Source organism: Variimorphobacter sp. HTMS_6, from assembly GCF_059717775.1.
On the sequence record NZ_AP046094.1, the window covers coordinates 1516298 to 1541984 of the forward strand.

Annotated in this window: 20 protein-coding genes; 13 read left to right on the plus strand and 7 right to left on the minus strand. The window is 31.7% G+C overall.

Annotation, left to right across the window (positions count from 1 at the left end; all coding sequences use genetic code 11):
- Positions 1-198 precede the first annotated feature (198 nt).
- The gene (locus AC6IWN_RS06780; RefSeq protein ID WP_497991612.1) at positions 199-759 is read right to left on the minus strand and encodes a hypothetical protein; all 561 of its coding nucleotides are present in this window, start codon (positions 757-759) and stop codon (positions 199-201) included.
- 370 nt (positions 760-1129) lie between these two features.
- Between AC6IWN_RS06780 and AC6IWN_RS06785 the strand changes: the two genes are divergently transcribed.
- On the plus strand, positions 1130-2437 hold the full coding sequence (locus AC6IWN_RS06785) for a LysM peptidoglycan-binding domain-containing protein (RefSeq protein WP_497991613.1): 1308 nt from the start codon (positions 1130-1132) through the stop codon (positions 2435-2437).
- A gap of 105 nt (positions 2438-2542) precedes the next feature.
- Here AC6IWN_RS06785 and AC6IWN_RS06790 read toward each other — a convergent pair whose 3' ends face one another.
- Entirely contained in the window at positions 2543-3904 is a 1362-nt protein-coding gene (locus tag AC6IWN_RS06790; protein ID WP_497991614.1) for an MATE family efflux transporter, read from the minus strand.
- A 497-nt stretch (positions 3905-4401) separates the two neighbouring features.
- On the opposite strand from AC6IWN_RS06790, the gene AC6IWN_RS06795 reads away from it, so the two are divergent.
- The 12 genes from AC6IWN_RS06795 to AC6IWN_RS06850 all read left to right on the plus strand — a co-directional run bounded on the left by AC6IWN_RS06795 (position 4402) and on the right by AC6IWN_RS06850 (position 19192).
- Positions 4402-4845, plus strand: coding sequence for a DUF3888 domain-containing protein (locus AC6IWN_RS06795; protein ID WP_497991616.1), 444 nt, complete (start codon positions 4402-4404; stop codon positions 4843-4845).
- Between the two features lie 153 nt (positions 4846-4998).
- The gene (locus AC6IWN_RS06800; protein ID WP_497991617.1) at positions 4999-5817 is read left to right on the plus strand and encodes an MBL fold metallo-hydrolase; all 819 of its coding nucleotides are present in this window, start codon (positions 4999-5001) and stop codon (positions 5815-5817) included.
- 260 nt (positions 5818-6077) lie between these two features.
- A complete protein-coding gene (locus AC6IWN_RS06805; RefSeq protein WP_497991618.1) occupies positions 6078-6401 on the plus strand; it encodes an ArsR/SmtB family transcription factor in 324 nt (107 codons plus the stop codon).
- On the plus strand, positions 6392-8032 hold the full coding sequence (locus AC6IWN_RS06810) for an FAD-dependent oxidoreductase (RefSeq protein WP_497991619.1): 1641 nt from the start codon (positions 6392-6394) through the stop codon (positions 8030-8032). The genes AC6IWN_RS06805 and AC6IWN_RS06810 overlap by 10 nt, the downstream gene beginning before the upstream one ends.
- 73 nt (positions 8033-8105) lie before the next feature.
- Complete coding sequence (locus tag AC6IWN_RS06815; RefSeq protein WP_497991620.1) at positions 8106-8456, plus strand: ArsR/SmtB family transcription factor; 351 nt, start codon at positions 8106-8108, stop codon at positions 8454-8456.
- A gap of 65 nt (positions 8457-8521) precedes the next feature.
- Positions 8522-9583 (plus strand): ACR3 family arsenite efflux transporter, encoded by a 1062-nt coding sequence (gene arsB, locus AC6IWN_RS06820; protein ID WP_497991621.1) that lies wholly within the window; start codon positions 8522-8524, stop codon positions 9581-9583.
- A 22-nt stretch (positions 9584-9605) separates the two neighbouring features.
- Entirely contained in the window at positions 9606-10001 is a 396-nt protein-coding gene (gene arsD / locus AC6IWN_RS06825; RefSeq protein ID WP_497991622.1) for an arsenite efflux transporter metallochaperone ArsD, read from the plus strand.
- Between the two features lie 64 nt (positions 10002-10065).
- A complete protein-coding gene (gene arsA, locus AC6IWN_RS06830; protein ID WP_497991623.1) occupies positions 10066-11796 on the plus strand; it encodes an arsenical pump-driving ATPase in 1731 nt (576 codons plus the stop codon).
- A gap of 673 nt (positions 11797-12469) precedes the next feature.
- Positions 12470-13402 (plus strand): endonuclease NucS domain-containing protein, encoded by a 933-nt coding sequence (locus AC6IWN_RS06835; RefSeq protein ID WP_497991624.1) that lies wholly within the window; start codon positions 12470-12472, stop codon positions 13400-13402.
- Between the two features lie 330 nt (positions 13403-13732).
- Complete coding sequence (locus AC6IWN_RS06840) at positions 13733-13972, plus strand: hypothetical protein (protein WP_497991625.1); 240 nt, start codon at positions 13733-13735, stop codon at positions 13970-13972.
- 50 nt (positions 13973-14022) lie between these two features.
- Positions 14023-15498, plus strand: coding sequence for a hypothetical protein (locus AC6IWN_RS06845; protein ID WP_497991626.1), 1476 nt, complete (start codon positions 14023-14025; stop codon positions 15496-15498).
- Between the two features lie 70 nt (positions 15499-15568).
- Complete coding sequence (locus AC6IWN_RS06850) at positions 15569-19192, plus strand: hypothetical protein (RefSeq protein ID WP_497991627.1); 3624 nt, start codon at positions 15569-15571, stop codon at positions 19190-19192.
- A 1015-nt stretch (positions 19193-20207) separates the two neighbouring features.
- On the opposite strand, the gene AC6IWN_RS06855 is transcribed toward AC6IWN_RS06850, so the two are convergent.
- Genes AC6IWN_RS06855 through AC6IWN_RS06875 form a run of 5 tightly spaced genes read right to left on the minus strand, consistent with a single transcriptional unit; the run spans position 20208 to position 25519 of the window.
- Positions 20208-21563 carry a hypothetical protein gene (locus AC6IWN_RS06855; protein WP_497991628.1) on the minus strand — a complete coding sequence of 452 codons (1356 nt, stop codon included), beginning with the start codon at positions 21561-21563 and terminating at the stop codon, positions 20208-20210.
- Position 21564: 1 nt separating this feature from the next.
- Entirely contained in the window at positions 21565-22563 is a 999-nt protein-coding gene (locus tag AC6IWN_RS06860) for an AAA family ATPase (RefSeq protein ID WP_497991629.1), read from the minus strand.
- A 5-nt stretch (positions 22564-22568) separates the two neighbouring features.
- Complete coding sequence (locus AC6IWN_RS06865; RefSeq protein WP_497991630.1) at positions 22569-24521, minus strand: TnsB C-terminal domain-containing protein; 1953 nt, start codon at positions 24519-24521, stop codon at positions 22569-22571.
- Positions 24511-25194, minus strand: a complete 684-nt coding sequence (locus AC6IWN_RS06870) for a Tn7 transposase TnsA N-terminal domain-containing protein (RefSeq protein WP_497991631.1) — start codon at positions 25192-25194, stop codon at positions 24511-24513. The genes AC6IWN_RS06865 and AC6IWN_RS06870 overlap by 11 nt, the downstream gene beginning before the upstream one ends.
- Positions 25195-25201: 7 nt before the next feature.
- Positions 25202-25519 (minus strand): YgjP-like metallopeptidase domain-containing protein, encoded by a 318-nt coding sequence (locus tag AC6IWN_RS06875; RefSeq protein ID WP_497991632.1) that lies wholly within the window; start codon positions 25517-25519, stop codon positions 25202-25204.
- Between the last annotated feature and the right edge of the window lie 168 nt (positions 25520-25687).

Below are 25687 nucleotides of genomic sequence, written 5' to 3' on the forward strand. Positions count from 1 at the left end.
AGTTTTGTAATACATTTATATATAGAATTTTATAATATTTTGTAGAAATATGCAACTTTATAGTGATTCCAATTATAGTAAAATTGTACTATTAATACTCATATATGTTAATTTTCTTGGCCAAATAGACTGTTTATAGAATAAAATAGGGACACAAGCAAAATATTTGTATGCAAGGGCCCCTATTTCTAATAAATATTATGAAATTGTTTTTGAAACTGTCTTTCCGTATTGATCGATTTCATAAAAAATAATTTTCTCACTTCTGTATTCAAGATTTTTCAGTTGATTCTTAGATTTATATAATGTCTTCCCGGAGTAATTCATGATTTTATATTCCGGATTCTTGGGATTCTCAAAATGTGCAGGACCTTCAATGTATATGAGAGATTTAATATCCTTCTTATTCCATACAAACCAGCTACCATACTCTGTATATTCAAATTGATTACTGATGGAATTATATATTGTAAAATAATCGAGAGAGGGATTGACATGACATATAATCTCAACTCTATTATTATCGATCCAATCCAATGATTTAATTGAGGTTACTGAGGAACGTTGATCCTTCACTTTCACTAAATGATCATCAATAAGAAAGCTTGATTTATCATTTTTATCCACTGCTAAATTCTTGTGTAGAACGGAAGGGGAGGGGGAAGAAGTTAAAGAGTGAAGGTTGCTTTTTGTTGAGTTTAATTTACATCCAGAAAATAAGATAGCTACAATTAAAATGATAAGTAATATTTTTTTCATAAACATCTCCTTGGTGGTATGGTGAAATATATCATATTTAAAGAACGAATATATTATAAGAATCACGATAACATATATTGACTTAATATGCCATATATTATCAAATTAATAAATGCATATTGGATTTACATATATATCCATGTGCGTTATTATCAACATGTAAAATCTAGTATGTTGGAATAAATGAAAAGAGTTTACATAATAATGTTATGTAGTTAAATTAAAACAAAATATGATATTTAAAAAATAACAGAAAATATTAATTGAAATATAAATATCGAATGGTTTAAATGAAATTACAAGATGATCATAGATGAAATTAATGTAAGAGATAGCATATAATATTGTAAACGATTATCAGAGGTTCATCATGGAAATATATGAAATTAAGCAAGGAGATACCATTCAGTCTATAGCTAAGAAATATGGTGTAACTGTTGATAAGATATTACAAGATAATGGGCTCTCAAGCACGGATGATTTAGTAAATGGTCAATCCATTGTAATAGCAAATCCTAAACAGAGCTATATCGTGAAAGAGGGGGATACCTTATTTAACATTGCTAATACATTTAATGTATCTGTTATTCAACTTTTAGCAAATAATCCGTTTCTGGCTGAACGTCAATATATTTATCCGGGTGATATCCTTATTATATCATATGATACAAAAAAGAAAATCACAACTCATGGGAATTCTCCGCCTAATATTGATAAATTAATTTTAAGAAAAACATTGCCTTATTTGACCTATCTATCTGTATTAAATTTTACAGCCACTGCAGAAGGTGGAATAAAGTCGTATTATGATGATTCTGAGATTGTTAAGATATCTAAGGAATACGGGGTAGCGCCTTTAATGCTTCTAACAACATTAACAATTACCGGAGAAGCGAATATAAGAGTTGCATTTGACTTACTGTTAAATGAAGAGTATCAAAATAAACAAATAGAAAACATACTTAATATTCTAAAAGAAAGAGGATATTATGGTTTGAATTTATCATTACAATACATGAGCATTTCAAACCTGAAATTATATGAAAGTTATTTTACAAATGTGGTGAATCGCTTAAATAGAGAGGGGTATCCGGTTTTCTTAACAATAAATCCGGAACTTACTACAGATCAGAATAATGTTAATTTTGAAAAGATAGATTACTCACTATTAAACCAGTTGGCATATAATATCATTTTTATGAGTTATGAATGGTCAACGAAGGTAACTCCACCATCCCCAATTAGTTCTTTTAATGAAATAAATAATTTTTTAAAATATATCCTTCAGTATATACCCCCTGAAAAAATTATATTAGGAATAGCTACGATTGGATATGATTGGGAATTACCATTTGTCCCGGGGATTTCAAATATCTATAGCATTTCTTTAAGTAACGTTTATACTTTGGCTCGGAATGTTGGCGCCGAAATAAAGTATGATGAAAAATCTCAATCACCATATTTTTTTTATACGGTTAGAGATGAGGTTCAGCATTTAGTGTGGTTTATTAATTCTAAAAGCATAAATGCTAGCCTGGAGTTAGTAGCAAACTATAACTTGTCAGGTATAAGTATTTGGAATATAACAATTTTTAATCCTGAATTATGGTTAATCATTAATTCACAGTATGAAATTGTAAAAGTAGATGTAAGTAAAAACGTTCAATCAACTAGATAAATGCAATGTATCTAGTTGATTGAAAAGTAATATGTCAAATATATAAAATCAGGACGGTATTTTTGACCGTCCTGATTTTTATTATAAATGAATGGTTTGAACTTCCTAAAGTAAATTATGAACAGTAGAAGAGGAAGGCTTAAGCTTTCTAAATTCTCTGATTATTAATATAGCACACACCAGTGTTGAGACCACATCGGATATCGGTCCTGCATACCAGATACCATTTAAACCAAAGTAGCGTGGTAGGATCAGTACAAATGGAATTAAAATGACTACCTGACGCAATAAACTTAGTGTCATTGCTATGAGAGCTTTTTGAACTGATTGAAAATAGTTAATACAAGCTGTTTGTGCTCCAACGATAAGCATTGCTACAAGATAGATCCGAAGGCCATTGGAAGCTATATGGATTAATTCAAGATCCTCTTTATTAAATATTTTTATGATTTGAGTTGCAAATAATTCAACGGACAGCCAGCCAAGGAGGGAAATACAAGTATTAACTATGATTGAATAAAGTACAGTTTTCTTAACTCGTTGGATGTTATCGGCACCATAATTATAACCAATGATTGGTTGTGCACCTTGATTGACACCAAAGCTTGGCATTAATATCAGCATGGCAATGCTTATAATCAGTGAATAGGCGCCAACCGCAAGATCTCCGCCATATTTTACAAGATTGATATTGAATATAATCGTCACAAAACTTGCAGCCACCTGCATGATAAAGGGTGAGATACCAATAGAAGAGATTTCTTTAAATGTATGACTACTTAGCTTAAGATTACATTTCTTCAACTTGACGAGACTTTTTCTGGTTAGATATAAGACAACCCATATGGAACATACTGCTTGTGATATCAAGGTAGCTAGAGCAGATCCAGCAACACCGAATTTGAATATAAAAATAAAGATTGGATTCAGTATGGTATTCAGAACCGCTCCAATTAACATGGTATTCATTGCGGTTTTTGCATCCCCCTCGGAACGGATGATCGAATTAAGACCAAAGCCGATATTCTGAAGAACTGCACCGGTGAGTAGAATCCTAGCAAAGGTTTTAGCGTAGGGCATGGTTTCAGAACTTGCACCTAACATTGTCAGGATGGGATTTAAGAATATCAATCCAATTACAGTTACAACAAGTGAAAGTATTATGGTAAGAAGAAATGCATTTCCGACTATTTTTTCGGCTTCCTCATATTTCTTTTGTCCTAATTTAATGGATACAATTGTTGATGAACCGATACCAATCAACATACCCACCCCCATAATTATATTGGTTATCGGTAATGTAACAGCAACACCTGACAGCGCAATTGAACCCACGCCTCTGCCGATAAAGATACGGTCGACAATACTATATAAGGCATTTACAAGCATTCCAATAACCGCGGGCACTGAAAACATAAGTAGAAGACTGCCGATACTTTTTGATTCTAGATCTTTTGTAGTATTCAAATTTACTTTTCCTTTCTAATAAAACTTTTGATAGGATTTCAAAATTATTTACTTCATATATATTATTCATGAAGTACTAATATTTATTATATCCTGGTTGGATTTCATTATATGATGAAGAGAGATGACGGTTTCATTGCACATCCCAATTTTAGACGTCTGATTTTCCCAGTATTTACTGTGATTTGATTCTGTAGAAAAGCTTGCCACAACATATAGATGCATCACTTTTAGTATTCTATAATACTTTTTTAATAAACGCAATGTTTATACTTATTAAAACAGATATTTATTATATGATAAAGGATTAGGTTTGTTGAGAGTTGTTGAAAAATGGAATGGGAGAGAAGATGACTTGATTTGTTAAGTAGAGTAGTTGGATGAAATAATTGAGGAAAAACAAAAGGAAAAGCGAAAGAAAACATTGAATAAAAATTATATAGATTAGGAAATTATGATAATGGTCCCTAAAGAGAATTATGAAATGGAGTGAGTCAATGATAAAAAAGATAATTTTAGTTGTAACTATATCTATTGTAATTATAGTTGCAATCACTATAAAAAATACGTTTGTTAATGCCGAAGTAAAGCAAACGGAAGAAGAGCCACGTGATATTTTGTATCAAGATGTTATCATAACAGCACTTGCTCCCACAATAGATACAGTAATTGACTACTATTATAAAAATATTTTAACTGAGACACCATTTTATGATAGCACATCGATAAAAGTTCTAAATATTGAACGACCCAATGGCAATCGTACTTCGGATTTTATAATTAATATAGAAGTTGAACCTTTTATAGGGCCACACATCACGGTGGGTAAAGACAGGATTTTGATAGAACTTTCATACCCAGGCCTGCAAAAAGTATTAAAATATGAACATATGGAAGACTATCCGTTACCAGAACGATATAAGGATCTTTATTTACATTAAGCAGTAAATAGAGATAAATAAGCTGTGTAGATTGATATAAATAAGCTTATTATATTATTTATAGTAAGATTTGCATGTAGTGGTATAATGTTGTTGTAAAACATCAATCTAATAGATATAATTTTTATATGTTTAAAGTAAAGAGAGGATAATATGAATAAGAAAAATAAACAGGCATGCGCACCTAAAACACAACAATTTGGAATAGAAGCATTTGCTCCATCGAATAAAACAATAATTCGTTGGTTGGGGAATGCAGGTATATTCGTTAATTGCCGTGGAACATGTGTCATGATAGATCCTCTTTTAGAGGGGTTTGATTTACCGTTACTAATCGATATGCCTATTCTACCAGATGATATACCTCATTTGGATTCAATATTGGTTACTCATAGCGATAATGACCATTTTAGCAGAGTAACCTGTAAGAAAATCGAACCAGTTTGTAAAGAATATCATGGAACCAAATATGTATCTGAACTAATGAAAGAGGAAGGTATGGCAGGATTCGGACATGCTATTGGAGAGACTTTTGAAGTTGGGAATATAAACGTAACTGTAACACCTGCGGATCATGCCTGGCAAAATGAAACAAAGGAATTTACAAGGATCTTTCAATTTGAAGACTGCTGTGGTTTCTGGCTAGAAACTCCAGATGGTTCAATATGGGCTCCTGGCGACTCAAGACTTTTACCCGATCATCTTAAGATGCCAAACCCGGACGTCATAATTTTTGATTTCTCAAATAATTCGTGGCATATCGGTCTGCAGGGAGCTGTTAAATTAGCAAACACATATCCCAATGCCGATTTATTATTATCTCATTGGGGAAGTGTAGATGCACCTGATATCGATGCTTTTAATGCTGATCCGGATGACTTACTTGGGCTTATTGATAATCCGGAACGTATATGTGTACTTGCACCAGGAGAAGCCTTTACGCTTAATAACAGTACCTTAAAAAATAAGTAAATAATAAAAAAGGATAGGCTATAAGTTCGGAAAATTCAGGTGATAAAAGTGATATTTAAATGATAAATAAGTAAGAAAGAACATGCAGATAGCCATGATGGAACTGCGTGTTTTTTTACGATTCCAATTTCACTTAAATATTACATAAACATTACACAAATCATATTGACAAATGTCTATATGATTTATAATATAGAGACATAGATAAATGTCTATATCATAAGGGTATAGTAAATACAAATAAGGAGACTCTGTTAAATATGAAAGATTACACGGAAGTAGCACCGATATTTAAAGCACTTGGAGACAGTACAAGGTTGAAAATCATAGAAATGCTTTCTTGTGGTGAATTGTGTGCCTGCGATATCCTTGAGTCTTTCCAGATCACTCAGCCTACACTATCATATCATATGAAGATACTAACAGATTGTGGACTGGTAAAGAGCCGTAAAGAGGGTTCTTGGATGCGTTACAGTAATAATAATGAGCTCATTCTTAATGTCAAAGAGTATTGGAATATCATTACAACGCAACAGGACGACTGTATTTGTAAAGAGATAATGGAGGGCAATTCATGCGAATAGTTATAATTGGTGCGGTAGCTGCAGGAACATCGGCAGCCGCAAAAGCACGAAGAAATGATGAAAGTGCAGAGATTGTTATATATGATAAAGATAGCTTTATTTCTTATTCCGGCTGTGGTATGCCTTATTACATCGGAGGAGAAGTAGAAGAAGTAGATATGCTGATACCCAGAGACCCAGCGTTCTTTAAAAGTAAATATAATGTAGAGGTAAGAATTCAACATGAAGTATTGAAAGTAAATACCGAAGCAAAAACTGTGGAAGTTAAGAATCTGATGGATGGGCAGGTATTTACTGATAATTTTGATAAGCTGATACTTGCAACAGGTGCATCGGCAATTATTCCCCCAATGGAGGGTGTAAATAATTCTAACGTGTTTACCTTGCGTAATATTAATGATATGAATCGTATAAAAGCCTATGTTGATAATACGAATCCAAAGAATGCAGTAATCATAGGGACAGGGTTTATTGGACTTGAAGTATGTGAAAACCTGAAAGGGTTAGGAATAGATGTCACATTAGTGGAGAAGCTTCCACAAGTTACACCGGGTCTTGATCCGGATATGGCAGTGTATGTAGAAGAATATTTAAAGAAGAATGGTGTAAAGGTATTTACAGGAGTATCTGCTGTTAAGGTAGAAGAAGATCAGGTGCTTCTTGAAAATGGGGAATCCATTGCCGCTGACTTTGTTCTTCTTGCGGTAGGAATAAGACCGAATACTAATCTAGCCGTAAATATGGGAGTGGAGCTAGGGGAGACAGGGGCAATCAAGGTTGATAATCAAATGAAGACAAATCTTGCAGATATCTATGCCTGTGGAGATTGTATCGAACAGTTTCATGTGGTAACAGGAAATCCAGTCTATCGTCCGATGGGTTCTACAGCGAATAAGACAGGTAGAATTGCAGGTGATGTGATTACCGGAGGAAACTTTTCTTTTCGAGGAGTTCTCGGAACAGGAATATTCAAGGTCTTTGGCTTGAATGTGGCATTAACCGGATTATCAGAGAAGGATGCACTAAAAGAAGGTTTTGATGTTGAAGTATGCCATAATATAAAACCTAACAAACCGGAGTATATGGGTGGTAAAGAAATGGTTATAAAAGGGATTGCTGATAGAAAAACGGGAAGACTTCTGGGTGTACAGATTGTCGGTCAAGAAGGTGTAGATAAGCGAATTGATGTATTTATCACAGCAATCACATATCGGGCAAAAGTAGAAGATCTGTTTCATCTGGATCTGGCATATGCACCACCATTCTCTACAACCAAGGATCCGGTTATGTATACTGGTATGATTCTTGACAATGCAATTAACCAGGGAAGAAAACTTATCACAACCAATCAACTCACAGAATTAATTGAAAGCAATGAAAAGATACAAATTGTAGACTCAAGAGTATCAAGTCAGTATGAGAGGGATCATGTTGAAACAGCAGTTAATATGCCTCACAGCAAATTACGAGGTCAGTTAGATCAGCTTGATCCTAAGGTAATGACGGTTACTTACTGTAACAAAGGAGTTACTGGGAATGCGGCTCAGAATATTTTATTAAATAATGGATTTAAGAAAGTTTATAATTTGTCCGGTGGTCATAAGAATTATTCCAAAACGAAGAAATCATAGTAACAGATGATATTTTCACGCATAGTATATGCATATATGCTCATATACATATTTATGAGAAAGGGGTGAGGAAGTGGTTGATATCTTTAAAGCACTATCAGAGATAAGCAGATTAAGAATATTAGCATTACTGATAGAGGAAGAATTGTGTGTCTGTGAGATTGAGCATTGTTTAAATATGACACAATCGAATGCTTCAAGACATTTAACAATCTTAAGACAGTGCGGAATTCTTGACTACAATAAAAAAGCTCAGTGGGCATATTATCAGGTGAATGAAGACTTTAAGAAAAACAATAAGGGACTATGGGAATATTTAGTTGTGGAACTAAAGAAACTTCCGAACTATAAGGAAGACAATGAGCAAAGGGTTAAGTGTAAAGATATTGATATTTGCTCATTAGTGGACGAAAAGAGAGATTAAACTTAGTAAAGATAAGTTAGTTTACTAAATGATGATTTATATAAAGAATGAAAAGGAGAATATGGATGAATCAAGATAAAAAGGAAAGGCTGTCTTTTCTTGACCGCTTTTTAACACTTTGGATTTTTATTGCAATGGGAATCGGGGTTTTTGCAGGTTTCTTATTCCCGGACTTAGGCAAAGCTTTGGAAGGATTGAGTACCGGAACAATATCATGGCCAATTGCGATTGGCCTTATCATTATGATGTATCCACCATTGGCAAAAATAAAGTATGAAGAGATAGGGAAAGTTGCAAGGAATCGAAAGGTTCTAATTCTTTCACTAATACAAAACTGGATTGTTGGGCCGTTATTGATGTTTATATTAGCGGTATTGTTATTACCTGATATGCCAAACTATGCAATTGGATTAATTATAATTGGATTGGCTCGTTGTATTGCGATGGTAATCGTTTGGAATACGCTTGCAAAGGGTGATAACGAATATTGTGCAGCATTAGTTGCTTTAAACTCCATTTTTCAGATTTTCCTATACTCTGTATATATTTATTTGTTTGTCACTGTCTTACCAAAATGGTTGGGATTATCCTGGGGTGGTCAGGTGATCGATATATCCATATGGGATGTTGCAAAGAGTGTATTAATTTATCTTGGAATACCATTTGCGGCAGGATTTATTACAAGATTTTCCCTATTGCGAATTAAGAATAAAGAATGGTATGAAAAAGTCTTTTTACCCAAAATATCACCCTTGGCATTGATCGCATTACTTTATACGATAGTGGTTATGTTTACATTAAAAGGTCATGTTATTATAACTCTTCCAATGCATGTTGTAAGAATTGCCATTCCGTTATTGATTTATTTTATGATTATGTTTTTGGTTAGCTTTTATATGTCTTATAGACAGGGGATTAACTACGAAAAGTCAGTCACCTTATCGTTTACGGCGGCAAGTAATAATTTTGAACTTGCAATTGCAGTAGCAGTAGCAGTGTTTGGAATTTCGTCAGATCAGGCCTTTGCAGCTGTAATTGGACCATTAATTGAGGTTCCAGTAATGATTGCACTGGTAAACCTAGCACTTTATTTTAAAAAGAAATATTTTGTTCCAAAAAATAATTAATTATAAACATGGAGGTACGAAAATGAAAACTATGAAAATTTATGAACCAGCTATGTGCTGTTCAACCGGGCTTTGCGGTGTTGGAATTGATCAAGAGTTGTTAAGAATTTCTACGGTACTAAACTCATTAGAGAATAACGGAGTGCATGTTGATCGTTTTAACCTTAAAAGCGCTCCTCAGGAATTTGTAACCAATAAAACAGTTAATACTTATATTAATGAAAGTGGAGTGGATGGCCTACCGGTTATCGTTGTGGATGATGAAATTGTAATAACTGGCAGATATCCATCCAATGATGAATTTGTAAAAATACTGGATTTACCTAACAGTTATTTAGGGGAAAAAGTAGCTACGGAAGAAATTTCAGAAACTGAAAATCAGGGATGTGGATGCTCTGGTGGAGGATGTTGTTGTTAAAAATTATTGTAATGCATCAATACAAGCAAAGGAGTGAAACTGACTTATAATGGAGAACTTTAATGTGCAAAAGATAGCACTTACAAAATATCTTTTTTTCACAGGGAAAGGAGGAGTTGGTAAAACTTCGACTGCCTGTGCAACCGCAGTATCGCTTGCTGATTCAGGAAAGAAAGTTATGTTAATCAGCACGGATCCGGCATCAAACTTACAAGATGTATTTCAGACAGAGTTGAACAATAAAGGGGTTGCAATTCATGATGTTCCAAACCTTGTGGTTGCGAATTTAGATCCAATCGAAGCGGCTGCGGAATATAGAGAAAGTGTAGTTGCACCATATCGAGGGCTGCTACCTGATGTTGTATTAAAAAATATGGAAGAGCAGCTATCTGGATCCTGCACTGTTGAAATTGCATCATTTAATGAGTTTTCGAAATTTATAACAGATAGTGAACTTCAAGATGAGTTTGAATATATAATTTTTGATACAGCACCAACAGGACATACATTAAGAATGCTACAATTACCGTCGGCATGGAGTAACTTTATAAGTGAAAACACACATGGCGCTTCCTGCTTGGGACAGTTATCAGGTTTGGAAAGCAAAAGAGAAATCTATAAAAATGCAGTAGAAACTTTATCAGATGGAAATCTTACGACTTTGATTTTAGTATCAAGACCAGAAGTAACTCCTTTAAAGGAAGCTGCCAGAGCATCATTAGAACTTGCACAAATCGGAATAAAAAATCAAGTAATGATATTAAATGGAATATTAACAACTTATGATGACGTTATATCTGAGAGCTTATACAAAAAGCAGCAAACAGCATTGAATAACATTCCGGAAGAAATCAGAGAACTGAAGGTGTATTCCATACCACTTAGAGCTTATAATATCACCGGCATTGAGAACGTAAGATCTTTCCTTGAAAAAGATAATTATACTATTAGGGCAGAAAAGATATATGCAGATGTTATACCTGGTCTGAAAGATGTAATTGATGATCTGTTTCACACCAATAAAAAGGTTATCTTTACTATGGGTAAAGGGGGCGTTGGTAAGACAACAATTGCAGCCTATATTGCGTTAGGTCTGGCATCAAGAGGGAAAAAGGTACATTTGACAACAACTGATCCTGCAGCGCATCTTAAATATGTTATGGATGAGTTTGATGGAATTACAATGAGTCATATCGATGAAAAAGAAGAGTTAAAAAAGTATCAGCACGAGGTGTTATCAAAAGCAAGGGAAACAATGACGGAACAAGACATAGCATACGTAGAAGAGGACTTAAGATCTCCTTGTACGCAGGAAATTGCCGTATTTAGAGCATTTGCAGATATTGTTGAAAAAGCGGAAGATCAGATTGTTGTAATTGACACAGCGCCAACAGGACATACGCTTTTACTTTTGGATTCTACACAAAGCTATAATCAAGAGATTAAACGTTCTGGCGGTGATATACCGGAATCAGCAAAAAAGCTATTACCTAGATTACGTAATAATGAAGAAACTGAAGTCATAATCGTAACTCTTGCAGAAACTACACCGGTGTATGAAGCTATGCGTTTGGAAGAAGATTTAAAACGGGCTGATATTGCTACAAAATGGTGGGTTATCAATTCATCCCTGTATCGAACAAGGACTACGAATAAATTGCTATCAGCAAAAGCAAGCAATGAAATTGAATGGATTAATAGGGTTGATGAGTATTCAAATGGGAATTTCGCTGTGATTGAATGGAAAGCGGATGAGATTAAAATAAATATGCTAAAAGAGTTGTCAAAAGTATAATATTTTATTAATACCGGTTCAGATGGAAAAATCAGATGATGTCAGATGATTTGGTTTAATAAAATAATTAGGAGTTAAATAATATATTTACTTCAGATACTAATCTAATTGATTATATTAAGTCAAAAAGCGATCAAACAAATTTTATTTAAGGAAAACACCAATATGACAGGTATTAGTGAAAGAACATAATTTCGAGCTAATCAAGAATTCTACGAATGATAGTTGATAATCATACATTTATAATGTGGAAGATGTATGATTATCAATATTAACATTTTATAAATAATAAATTCAGGAATATTAAATCAAAAGCCAAATCTAAGGAAAGAAGGGGTGTCATGGATAACAGTTATGAGGTAAATATAGATTATCTTAATCAAGTTATAGAAAATTATAATATATCTTAAATATTGCAATCAAGCCTTTATTTATCATATATTTAAATATTCTATAAGGTTATAGAAAATAAACATAAATTTGAAATGAATAAATGTATAATTATAATATTTGATAAGGAATTGAGATTAATCTCCTTTCCTTATTTTTTATTATAAATTAAAAATAATTTATTACCATGACAAAATATGGTATAATATCTCTTGATAAATAAAGTTATATAAATTTTCATTATTTATTAAGAGATATGAAATTGAATGAAGTGAGGTAATGTATGGCTAATTATTTGATACCGTATGTTGATCCAAAAAAACTGGAAGGCCATGAAGATCCAATGATAGATGAATTTACATATGGCGATGTAAATGCTAGAGGAAAAAAACTTTTGGAAGAAGTAAAAAAAGGCGATTTCTTATTTTTTCATACGAGCAGCAGAAATCGAAGGATTATTACAGCGTATTATTGTGTGGAAGAAGTAATGTTGGTATCAGAAGCTAGAAAGAATAACTTGATTTCTACAAAATACCGAAATCCTCATTTGAAAAAAGAGCCTGAAAGTAAATATGATACATTGGTATTTGGTAACCCAATTACGTCAAATAAATTGAAAGCACCTCTACCGTTGACTCCTACTATTTTAGCTAAACTTTCGAACCCCTCTAATCTAAACAATGATCAAACAGAATTTGCTGCAATAACATCAGCTTTGAGAACATGGAAAGCACTTAATGCAAATGATGTAGAAATGTTAATTTCCGACATAACCAATCTTCAAATGAAAGAACGACTGAAAGATGTATTTTTGAGTAACGAAGAAATTTTACAGCTAGATGAAATTGATATTGAAGATTATCTGGTTAATACTCCTAAAAATCTAGATATAGACTATGAATACGTTGATCGACAGATTGTACTAGATTCAAAATTGAGGGTTGATGTGCTTTTAAAGAATGAAAAAGAAAAAGAGCTTATCGTTATTGAGATAAAAAAAGGTATGATTGGAAAAGAAGTTTATAAACAGTTAAGGGATTATATTAAAGAATTGGAGCCACAAGTAAAGTCCAAATATGGATTGGAAAAAATCAAGGGAATTATTGTATGTAGTGGCATCCTTCCTGCATTTGAGGATTTCTATTATGATCTGGTTATGAAAAAGGATATTGAAATTAAGTTTTACGCTTGGAAATTTAGCTTTAGATCATTTTAAATAAAGGATACGGGAGATCATTAAAGTAGGATTATTTTTATGTGGTATATTTTATCACGCATTGTGTATACGAAACTTACTATTGATTTTACTTATTATTTATAATTATAACTTATATCCTTATTTCTATTATAGGTGGTAAAATGAAAGACAATAATATATTCGTTTCTTATTCATGGGAAGACAAAGATATAGTAGATAAAATTGATGCAGATTGGTGTAGTTGCTACAGCGGCAGGCGGTCTACTTAGCAGCTCAAGCTTAGCACGACGATGACAAGAAAAATTTAATACATCACCCCGATGGAGATGACGACGAAGGAGGATTACTATGGGATGTAATTATAGTGATAGTTGGTTTGAAAGCGCCACATTAGAAGAACTTCAGGCCGAAAGAGATAAAGTTCAGTCAGATTATTTGAATCCTGATTTGGATATCGAATATCGAGGAGAACTGTGGGATTTACTCCCTAAGTTTGACAATGCTATCGGTGAAAGAAAATGGGACGGACAAGAATATGGTTATCCTGCACATCGCGAACATGGATGGTATTTACCCAACGATGACTGATTTGGCAAGGCAAAAAATATGTAAGGTATATGTCCAAGGGAGGATAACTAATGTGCGAAGAAGAGATGACTTTAACGCATTCTGACCTTTCTTTTTTAGAGAGATTGAGAGAGTATACTTTTGATAGTAAGATGTGTATTTGCCAGAGATTTGCTTCTCGGATTATGAGTACGTCAGAAGTATCTACCAAATATATGTTAGAACAGAACATCATGCCGTGGGAATTAGAGGCTTTTGCTGCATTTTCTGTAATATATGATGACCCAAGCGCTACAGAAACAATAGGCGGTGAGGTTTTTGCAGAAATTATTACTCTATTAAGAAACTACTGGCATCCTGAATTGACCCTTGCAGAACAAAATGGAATCTACGCAGATATATATATGATGATTTCGATAATACAACAGTTTCCAACACAGGGTATATTTTTGCAGAAAATGTTCCGTTACGATTTCTTCTTCAGCTTTAAGAATGAAAATGTGGATATGGAACATGAGTTTCAGAAAGCGTTCGGAACAGAATATAGATTATTTGAGGCATTTGCTTTTATTGTATTTTTGACATGTAGTATTGATGGACAAAAGCAACTGGGGAACGAGGCGTGTGGTATTGGACTCACAAAAGCATTTTCTATACCAAAAGTATATTCACATCTACAGGTTACAAAAGAAAAATATCAAGAGCTGTTAGAAGGACAGTATAACGGAATTGTATTAGATTACTACTACGGCTTAAAGGTTCAGTATCTATATCCGATAATTGAAGGAGAGATTTGCTCATACGTTCCTTCGCCATACCTTACTGTAAATGCTATAACAGAGTCGTTGTTGAATAGATTGACCTTAGGTAACAATTCGCTTAGAAGAAAACTGGGAAAAGAAGTAATCGAAGAGTACCTGTATTCAATTTATAGAGAGCTTGACTCGGTTACATGGATTAGTAGAGAGTTTGAATACAAAATTGGTAAGCGCCTAATTCGGACTCCGGATATTTTAGTTGAGGAAGATGCTCATGCATTATTGTTTGATACTAAAGCTCTGGTACCGAACTTAAAAATGCGTCAGTTTGATAAAGAAGAAATCGAGAAAGAAACCAGTACTTATGCAGATGATATTCTGCAGATATATCAAAGAATACTTGATTTGTTAGAAGGTCACTATGCCCTACAAAACACGTTTGACCAAAATGACATATTTGGTGTTGTTGTTGTTCTGGAAGATGCTGCAGTTGCAAGGCATATAGTATATGAAAAAGTGTTTGATAAGTTAAGTGAGAAAGACTTAGAGGATTCGGTGGCTGTAAGAGATTATATACATAGCCATATAAAAATTGTTCCTCTCTGTCAGATAGAGCAGACGGTTCTTATTGGCCACAGTTTTATGGAATGCTTAATGAACCAGGTAGATAGTGCTAATAAATGGGACAATTACACATTCTTTATTCCAAAGGATGAGTATACATGTATTCCGTGCTATGAAACATATTGCTCAGCGATAAAAGGCTTAGTGAGAAATATACTCAAATAAAAAAAGCACTTCACTGCTGACATCAAAACCACAATCTAGAGAGAAAATAAGAAAGATTATGAGGATGAAAATGAAATCTAAAATACCGTTATGGAATAAAGAAAAAGTAATTGAAAATATTAGAAAATATTTGCTACTACCAGAAAGAAATTCAATAGAATACAATTGCTTGAATTATCCTATGAGTGATATATTAGCAGAGTTTTATAATAAAGCCGATATTTTAGGTTATGATTTTCATTCACTTCAAAAATTGAAAATTTTGTATCAGAATTACAAGTCAATCCATCCCCAATTTCAACATACCCTACAGGACTTAATAAATAATGGTTGGATATCAGTATTTCTAAATAGATGGGAAATTCCTATTCGTAAATCTAATCCATTTAAAGGTGAAAATCTTGATGGCTATGAGCAAGGTGAAATAATAGAGTTTTTTTTATGGCTTTTGGAGAAAGAGGAAGAATTGATACCATTTATTGAAATCGTTAATCCGAATTTATATATTATGAAGTGGAAAAATCTTTATCCAGGTACACCTTATTTGCATGAATTTGTGGATAAAGGTTACTTACAGGAAATAGAAGGAAAATATTATATTTGGAATAATTATTCATGGGATAGAAATATTAATGAAGCATTAGCAAAATTATGGTTGTTTAACATTGACCATACATCAAGTAATGGTTTTAATATATGGCTGTCTATTGCCAGGACTGTAAATGGTACATATGGCATTATGGATTATTTAAATAGGGATCAACAGAAAGAATTATTAAATATAATTTTAGATGAATGTGTTTTAAAATACTCAGTACCAACATTAGAAACTGAAGAAAAATTTATTATTCATCAACAAATTTTGCAGAACAAGGACTATGTAAAAAATAATGTTAATACAAGATTATTTTCTGAGAACAGATCTTTTAATACTACTGATTTTGAGAGAAGAGGTTTTGAATATCATCAGCTTTTAAGCAATCGAGAAATTGACATTTATTTAATATTATATATGGTGTATAACCACTTACATTTACTTTCGGAGAATAAGTTTGAGATATTGGAGCCGATATTAAATGCATATGATATGATGGGTATTACTAACCAGATTATTTTAAATTCAGCAGAAAATGTTTTGGAACTATGTCTTCATTATAATACACAGTTCATCGGATTCAGGCTTTTGTTGACTAATATAGGTCAACAAGATGATCATTTGGTTAATTATGTAGATTGCTATCTTGATATTATGAGAGGGTTACTCCAGGATGCTGATAAGTTTATCTCACCATTAAATTCTAAAGAAATGGCTATGCTGTTATTATATCTTGCAGAAAAATCCTTAATGAGAAGCAATGGAAATAAAATTTATGGAATCTATTGGAAAGTATTAGATGGAGTGGTTAGGTTAATTTGTTCAGATGAAAATCGTTTTGAAATAATGTGTGGAGAAATATGTGACTATTTTGAAACCTTATTATCACAAGATAATGTTATTAATTGGACGCGTGCATATCATTTGATAAATTTTTGTATGGAACAATGGTTCTATAAAAAAAATAAATTTAAAATATTACCGGTTTTTAAACGAATGCAGAAAATAATTCTAGGTGGATATGTACTTATTTTCCAGTCTGTTAAAGTGAATTATGCTAATTATATGGATGTGGATTATATATATCCTGACATCTGGAATGATATTTATGATGATATAATTGGAAAGAAGACCAGTGAAGATAGGCGAAATCTGTTAATGCCTATTCATATATATGGAAATAAGGAGCAAGATGAGTTATATGTCATTAGACACCAATATAGAATACTATTAACCATTCTTTGCGATATTTACGAAATGCACATTGGAAATTGTGATCCAATAAGAGATGCAATTATTGAATGTTTGGAAACTTTATTAAAACATGATTCACGATTATTTGATTATTCTAACATTCAAATATTTCATTCCGAGGGACCGATACGAAGAAGCATTGAAATTATAGACAGTGAGAAAGAGATTTTTCATCCCTTGATGGAATTAATGTTGAATGCAGAAGTACCGGATTTAATAATATACTTTGATGCCTGCAAGGATACAATATTTAGAGAACAATTGAGAAAAAAAATTGATCAGAAGAAACAACAAAATTCTTTGGATGTCTTTAGTAATCAACATGCAATTGATTTAGTTCTAAATAATAAGATTGAGTGCTTATATCCAGCTGTGGAAAGTAATTTGAAAAATCACCTTCATATTTTAGATGAACGAAAATGTAATCCTAGTGCAGTTTTTTATCAGCAAGCCGTCCAGCAATTAAGTCGACTATCATATGTAAAAGGTGAATATACTGACATCATAAATGGAGATGATCAATTTTTCAAAGCAATTGTTTACATGGAAGTAGATATATATAAGGATTATGATAAAGCAGCTACAATTTGGGAGAATATAATAAATAGAAGAAATAATATACGTTACTCTAGTTCTGTATTTTTAAATTATCTTATCTTGTTATTTAGAAGTATAGATGAAATAAGAAAAAATAAATCTTTAACATGTGATAATAATAAAGAACTTAGAGAACTCAATACTAAGTTTAGTAGGATAGCTTTAATCATCGAAAAGGAAGAAATTTTACATTGGTCAAAAGAAGAAAAGGAAAAATACTGTATTCTACAGATACAGAAAAAGGCTCTTTTAGGAGAGGACTTTGCAGATCAAATTTATCAATATAATAGCAGTTATCAGTTAAAACTTATAATTGATGATTTTATGAAAAAGGAAGAGACTATATTGGGTGAAGGAAGCAATAGTATAGGGGGCGTGTCTGATGAGTCTTATGACCGGCAAATGGCCGATATGCTTTGCAGATTTAAATCTATGGAACAAAGGTCAAAAAGTCGTATCTATTATCTTAGTAGGAATATATCTTCGTTGCAAATGGAGGAATATGTATTATTGCTTGATACAGTGATGAAAACCTGTTATACACTTAGTCATTATGGACCACAACTTCTTGTTGAGGATAGTAAGGTAAATGAAACAGATGCTAAAAATACTAAAAATGACAGTGACAGTTATGAAAAAAAATATCGTTTATATGAGGATTATGTGACACAACTATTTCGTGAAATGTATAATTTAGCATTTGCAGAGACATTTGACTTGTCTGTACATGATCAAGAGAAATCAGCAACAACGGGATATACCTTTGGCAAAAAGAGATCTAGTGCTGAAATTGATCTAACAGCTTATTTACAAGGAGGAAAGCCACAATGTATCGTAGAAGCATTTGTTTTGGAGGATAAAACGTCTAAAACAGTATTCAGGGATCATATCGGTAAAATAATAGGTAATAATATAGCGCATTTTCCAATATCCTTTATGTTGATTTATGGTAATGCTTTAAATTCAACAAAAGCATATGAAAGATATTGTCAATATCTTGAGAATGATATGAATAATGAAATGAAAGGTAAGGTAACTTTATTAGAGACTCGGGAATTTGAGAATTCGCCACTTTACTATGATATAATTGATAAGGAATATAATAATATTTTTGTAAAATATCAAAGAATTAAATTTGATAATGGTGATGAAAATCAAATTTATCATATTTATATAGATATTGCAAAGGAAAAAGAAGCTCAGATAAGGTTAATAATGTCAAAAAAATCCAAGAGAGAAGAAGTCTAAATATAAACTTTGGAGTGAAATTTCTAAAAATAAGTTTGTTTTGATACAATTAGAGTGCATCTATAGGAAACTTTATTCTGGAACCAAATATAAATCTTATAATTAAAAATTATAATTCAAATCAAAAAAAGGAAGTTTGTTTGATTGTTGTTTTGGTCAATTTATTAATGATTTTTTAATAGAAATGCTATATAACATGAAAATGATCGTTTATATTATAATAGGTGCACAGGCCTTCAGAAAAGTAAGCATAATATAGAAAACAAAGTAAATATTATAGGAAAACCAAAGAAATATACAACTAAACAATTAAAAGATGCGCTAAGCTTACATGATAAATTTACTTTTGAAGAAATAAGTAAAATGACAGGTATAAGTCATAGAACATTATAATAAATTTACTGAATGATAGTATATAAATACACAATCCAATTGTTTTGATGTATAATTATAATTAATCTGGAGTAGTGATTAAAAAAATGATTCTAGAAAATTAGATAGTATGCAAAAATCAAAAGAAGAGTTTTCTCTATAAATTTCATGTAGATAATGACAATACATCCAACTATTCGCAAAACCTAAGTTTAACGAATAGTTGGATGTATTTTAATGTGAAACCACTTTCAATCCTTGTCTGAGGAAGTAAATCTGGTAATATTTTTGAAGAGAATCTGGTAATATATTATTTATTAATACTATCACAACCGGAATTTAACCATCAACTATTTATTCATACTTAGTGCTACTATATTATTTACATGAATATTCTATCTAATATACCTATATATTGAACCAAATATGGTAATAAGCCGTAACTCTGGAAGTAAAACTGGTTATATCCCGTATTAATATGAAGAGAATATGGTAATATCCCGTAACTAGGTAAGTAAATCTGGTAATATCCCGTAGATTGAAGTAATTCTGGTAAAATGCCGATGAACATAAAATTATTCTATCATAACATACAAAAAAGACTTGCACTATTTGAATAGATACAAGCCATTCTTTTTAAATCTTAATTGTCATTTGCTATACACCATAATTTTCCGTAATCATCGTTTAATTCTAATATATAGGAATTAGGATCTTCTATGTCATTCCGGAAATGATTATAATAATCATCCAATATTACATTATTAAACTCTTCATAATCCAACGTAACTTGTTCAAGAATTAAGTCATAGGTTTTTAGTAGCCTTAGAATAAATAACCTATAAATAACATTATGGTATATGAATAATTTTCTATCCGTCGGAAATTTATGATATAAATTATCTAAATGCCCTAATTCATTAAATATATGCTTTGGTAGCCACTCATCCCTCCCAATACTATAAGAATGAAGTCTACGTTGTTTCATATATAAACTATGGATTAAATTTATATATGAAACACCTTCAGAATATTTTACCCAAATAAAATAAGCAATTGTTTCTTTATCATAATAATTCAGCTGTAACCTTGTATTTGATAAATTATAGATTTTCTTTATATCTTTTAACTTCTTAAATCTTCGAATATGTCTCCCAGCTATCTGAATTGCTTTCCAGTAAACAATGTCAATATCTGCATCAGTACTTAAATTGCTTGATTTGTCATGGTTGGAAATGTTATCCTCATTCTTTTTATTATCTTGAACTACAAAGCTATAATTTGGCTTTTTATTGAGATCACTATATATATAGCTTACAGTATCTATTAAATTGGGAGTAATAATCTCACGATTATAAATTAATTTTGGAATAATGATTGCCATAGAAGTTAAAATATTACCCCTCACACTTTTTTCTGTTATTTCAATAGGATTAAACCAAATATTATAAGCTTCATCAAACTGCAAATCAAATAATTTGTGACCACAACTGCACGTAAATGGATATTTATTCTCTTTTGATAGTGCATATGGAATTGGATTACCACATTCAGGGCAACAATTATTTAATTCTATTTTATGTATGAAACATTCATTATTATTAAATATATATTGGTGAAGTAAACTATGATATCCTAATTTAATACATTCCGGACAATAACACAATTCTTTCTTGAACCACAGATTTGTTTTATATAAGGTTTTATAATCTGAGGTAAAAAAGCTATTTAATGTGAATGGATATAGAATATCATTTATGCTTCTCTTCTGCTTATCAATGATATCGACACCTAAGTGTGATGTGATTTCTTGATAATTAATCATAAATCTTTCCATATTATACATTTTTATATCTTTTTTCATCCTTAACTCCTTATTACAATAAGGATAATCACTTTTTAAATCTACATCATTGACTTGATTTGCATATTCAAGTTTATTAATAAATCCCCAAACAGATTCGTATTTCCATAACCATTGGTTATCCCATATTATCATTTTATCTCCTACTCTTCTTTTTATCTCTTTTATTTTCTAGTTGAATACTCAACATGGTTCTTTCAGCTTGTAAAAATCCTGAATCTTCAACTGCTTTAAACCATTCCTTAGAACCAGGTTTATCTAAATCATCTCCGTCAGCTCCATAGGATTTTAAGCAATTATTAATTGCCGAGATAACATATTGCATAGGTATCTCGATTTTTGATTCTAAGCTTACATTTCTACTGATTTTTTCAAAACAACTGAATAATGTCGCGGCATCATCACTTAAACGATAACCTTTTTCATAACCTTCAGGAAAGAAATATTTCGTATAAGTCCAATCGCTATCATAGGGGTATTTGAGCATGTAGTCATATGATGCAAGACATTTTTGTAAATCTAGGGAACATTTAACACCATGAAAATGATATTCAAAGACCATAAACCGGCCAATTAATTGTTGAAGATCGTCTCTAATAAATTGTAACTTTTTGTTAAGGATATCATTTGTTCCAACTAATAACGTTGTGAGCCTAATATGTTTTAACATTAGTCTATTATAAATATCCATTAACCAGGCATATTCTTTCTCTTCCAAATAATTTGCTTCATCAATAAATAAGATAATCTTCTTACTATTTGCTTCCAAGGCACTATAAATGAAAAGATTAATCAATCTTTCTTTTTTTTCGTAAGTTGTTCCCCTTTTTATATCATGACCAACATCATGTAGAAACTGTTCATAAAAGGTTTTTTCATTTATAATATGGGATGTCATGTTCATCCGAAAAATAGGAAGCTTTTCTCCATATTTATTTTGAAGCATAGTCTCGATGCAATCAATAGCTTTTGATTTACCAAGTCTCGCTGCTCCATATATTATTGCACCTGGAACTTGATTATCAATCCATTTAGTCACATTACTAAATAACCCATTAATCTCATTAGTATTGATCGAATAATCACTATCATATAATGGGTGTTCACTATGTTGTAAATAAGGTCTTACTATCATACTTATCATCCTTCCTTGGTATATAATGCTTGTATTTCATTTGAATTAAATGAAGCAAGTAATTCCTCTTTTGACAATAATCCGTTATTACTTGATTCATTATCTGACTTTTCTTGGTGCTGCTGTGGTAGAACACTGTTGGGAGTATGAAAATTTTTTTTATTACCCATAGTATTTTGTAAGTAACCTAGTTTGTTTCGGGCAGCTTTATTATCTTTTGCTCTATATTGTAAATGATCATGATAAATTGATACCGGATCATCAAAAGGTCCTAGAGTAATATGATTCATTTTGAAAAACTTTGTAATTTCTTTTCGTTGTTTTAATGTATGTGGCGTATTGCCCCATTTACCAACGACATACAATTTTCCTATTTCTGAACCATCTTCTTTATATGCAATAAGAGTCCGCAGATCCTCCGGATTAATTAATATTGTTATTTTTTGACCTATCAATTTATAATTATAAGATAGATCATCACTTCTATATTCTGCTTCTTCAAATTGAATATATGGGCGGCGGCCTGTTTTAATAGATCCTCTTACTTGTCGAGTCTCTGAATATTGCAATAACGCAAAAGCTTCTTGCTTAGCTTCCTCAAGTAATGATGGTTGTAGTCCACGATCTATTCGTTGTTTCATAATCTCAAGCGGTGAAAAACCTTTTAGTATGGAATGTGGAGTGAGGTTATAATTTGCAATTAATACTTCTGTTAGTTCGACGATTTCCTGAAAGGTTATTTGAAACTTAATTGCATCTTCTTCACTCTGTCTTCTTCTCGCATCATTTATGTTTGATCCAGTAGTTGATACAACCCGATGATATCCTTTCTCTTCTAATACACCAAAAAATCTTTCTATAATACCTCGTCTTTCCGGAGTAGAAACTGGTCCAAAACTCATTGCAGCATTTAAGTATTCCGTTATTTTAGATACTGCTAACTGAGAATGATGACTTAAAGCATTATCCAGTTCTATTTCATCAAATACCGCCCATTTGGCTTCAGTAATTTCGAAAGAAGGATAGCCACCACCTTCTGGGTATTGAAACTTAGGAATCGTAAATTTCATTCTTTTTCTAGGTTCAATAGCATTTTGTATGCAAAGTAGAATATCAAACCGGTCATATTCATCTTTAATCGTCATATGATAGCCTAAAATAGTTCTGGTAGCTACATCTATTAATGTCAGCAACCAAAATCGCTTGATCGGTACATAACAGATATCACCATTCTCATCCTCTAATCTGATTGTTGTTTCCAGATCAACTTTATGACCGTCTATCTGCACCTTACTATAAGGGCGCAAACGTTCATAATTTGTTGCTATACCTATACCAGTAGAGTTGAATTTTTGAATAGAATTTTTATTGTACCTATAAATAGCTTCATTAGCTATCTGCTTTTCCAAATTTTTGAGGTATTCATAAAATGAACGTTTACCCATATTATTTGTGTTAAAAGGGTATTCATTTTCTTTTATGCCTAACTCTTTACATTGACTTTTAAACTTTTCATATATAATGCTTGGTCTCATATTTTTTTCTAAAATATTTTTATCTCTTTGAAGAAAAAGATCATCTATTCTTTCTTTTAATGATGGGTGCTTATCAAATAATTGTGATAAAGCACCTGTGTAGTTTGAAGAATTATCTTTCACTTCTTGTTTTCTCTCATATTTCTTAAGGTGTTTATATGGGATTAAAGCTGTATACCCTAACATTATTCCATGTTCGTCTAATTGAAGACACTTTTTTACTAGACCTAAATATTTTGTTGCTTTTATATTAGTGGTTGCCTCAATTTCTTTTAAAGTTTTACCGTTAATATACATATCAACCGCAAGTTTTCTGCTTTGAAATGTTTGTTTATCTAGATCAGATAAACATTCCACATTTACAGATTTCCATTCTTTATGTTGCTCATATAGCTTTGCTAAGTTGCATTGTTTATTTGCCAAGCAGTTTTACCTCCGTGTTATTATCTAAGGGTTTATCAAATAAATTTAGGGTTATTAAACCGTCATAATAAGCAAATGAAATTACTGATAGGAATTCATTAAAATATAGCTGAAGAGCCATATTATAATATAAGCTACCTAGTGTATATTCATCTTGCTTTAAAGTGCTGCTGATGCGGTCATAAAAAGATCTCGCATAACTATGATCATATCTCTTAATGCAGGAGCAAATATGAGATATATTCTCAATATGATGTCGACCTTTCTCTATATCATCTTCATTTCTCACTGTGTATGGTATTTTATTTAGCTTGCACCATCTTCTTTGGAAGTCTACTTGCTCAGTACATCGTATATAATTAATGTTTTGCGAATTAATTAGCTCATCGCTGTATTTAACTTCCTGGAATTCTTCAAGACCATTTTTGTACAATACCCACATATCAAAAATAGTTTCTTTTTTATTACCACTTATAAACATTTCAGCTTTATATGGCTGCTCACAGAAAGTTAGTACTTCTGGATTAGCTTCTAGGGTTAAACAGTTTTTATATTCAAGATTACTATATAAGGTAACTATTCGCCCAACTTTATAACTGTTTACAACGAAATAATCACTTCCATATTTTTTGCCTACAGGCATTTTTATAGGTGTAAACTTATCTTTTATCATATATCTCCTATTCCATATCTTGTAGATTTAGATCTGTTTTGTTTTTATAAATACAGCTTTCATTGTTTTCTATATGTATATAATGAGATTTAATCCATTTCCCTTTATCTACTGACAACTGAATAAATTGTTGTTGATTAATAATCCAATCAAGTTTCGACTCAAGTATATTTTGTATCATGTCTATTGACATTAAATTTGGCGCTTTGATATGTACTTCCCCGTCCGGCGGTATTATTCTAATACAAAGATGTTTAGTATTGCTCCTTATAATCTTCATGGTAAAACCATTAACAAGAACTAACGTACATTTTTGTTTCCTCATTATTAATCTCCTCTCATGTTCTTTAAAATTAAAATCTCAAATAGTATGATAGAAAATTTCTGTTTTGCATAAAAAAATACGACTTTATAAAAATTTAATAATTCATCTTTTATTGCTTATGAAAAGAGCTTCTCCAGAACTGAGGTTACACATTTTTTCTTTCGATGC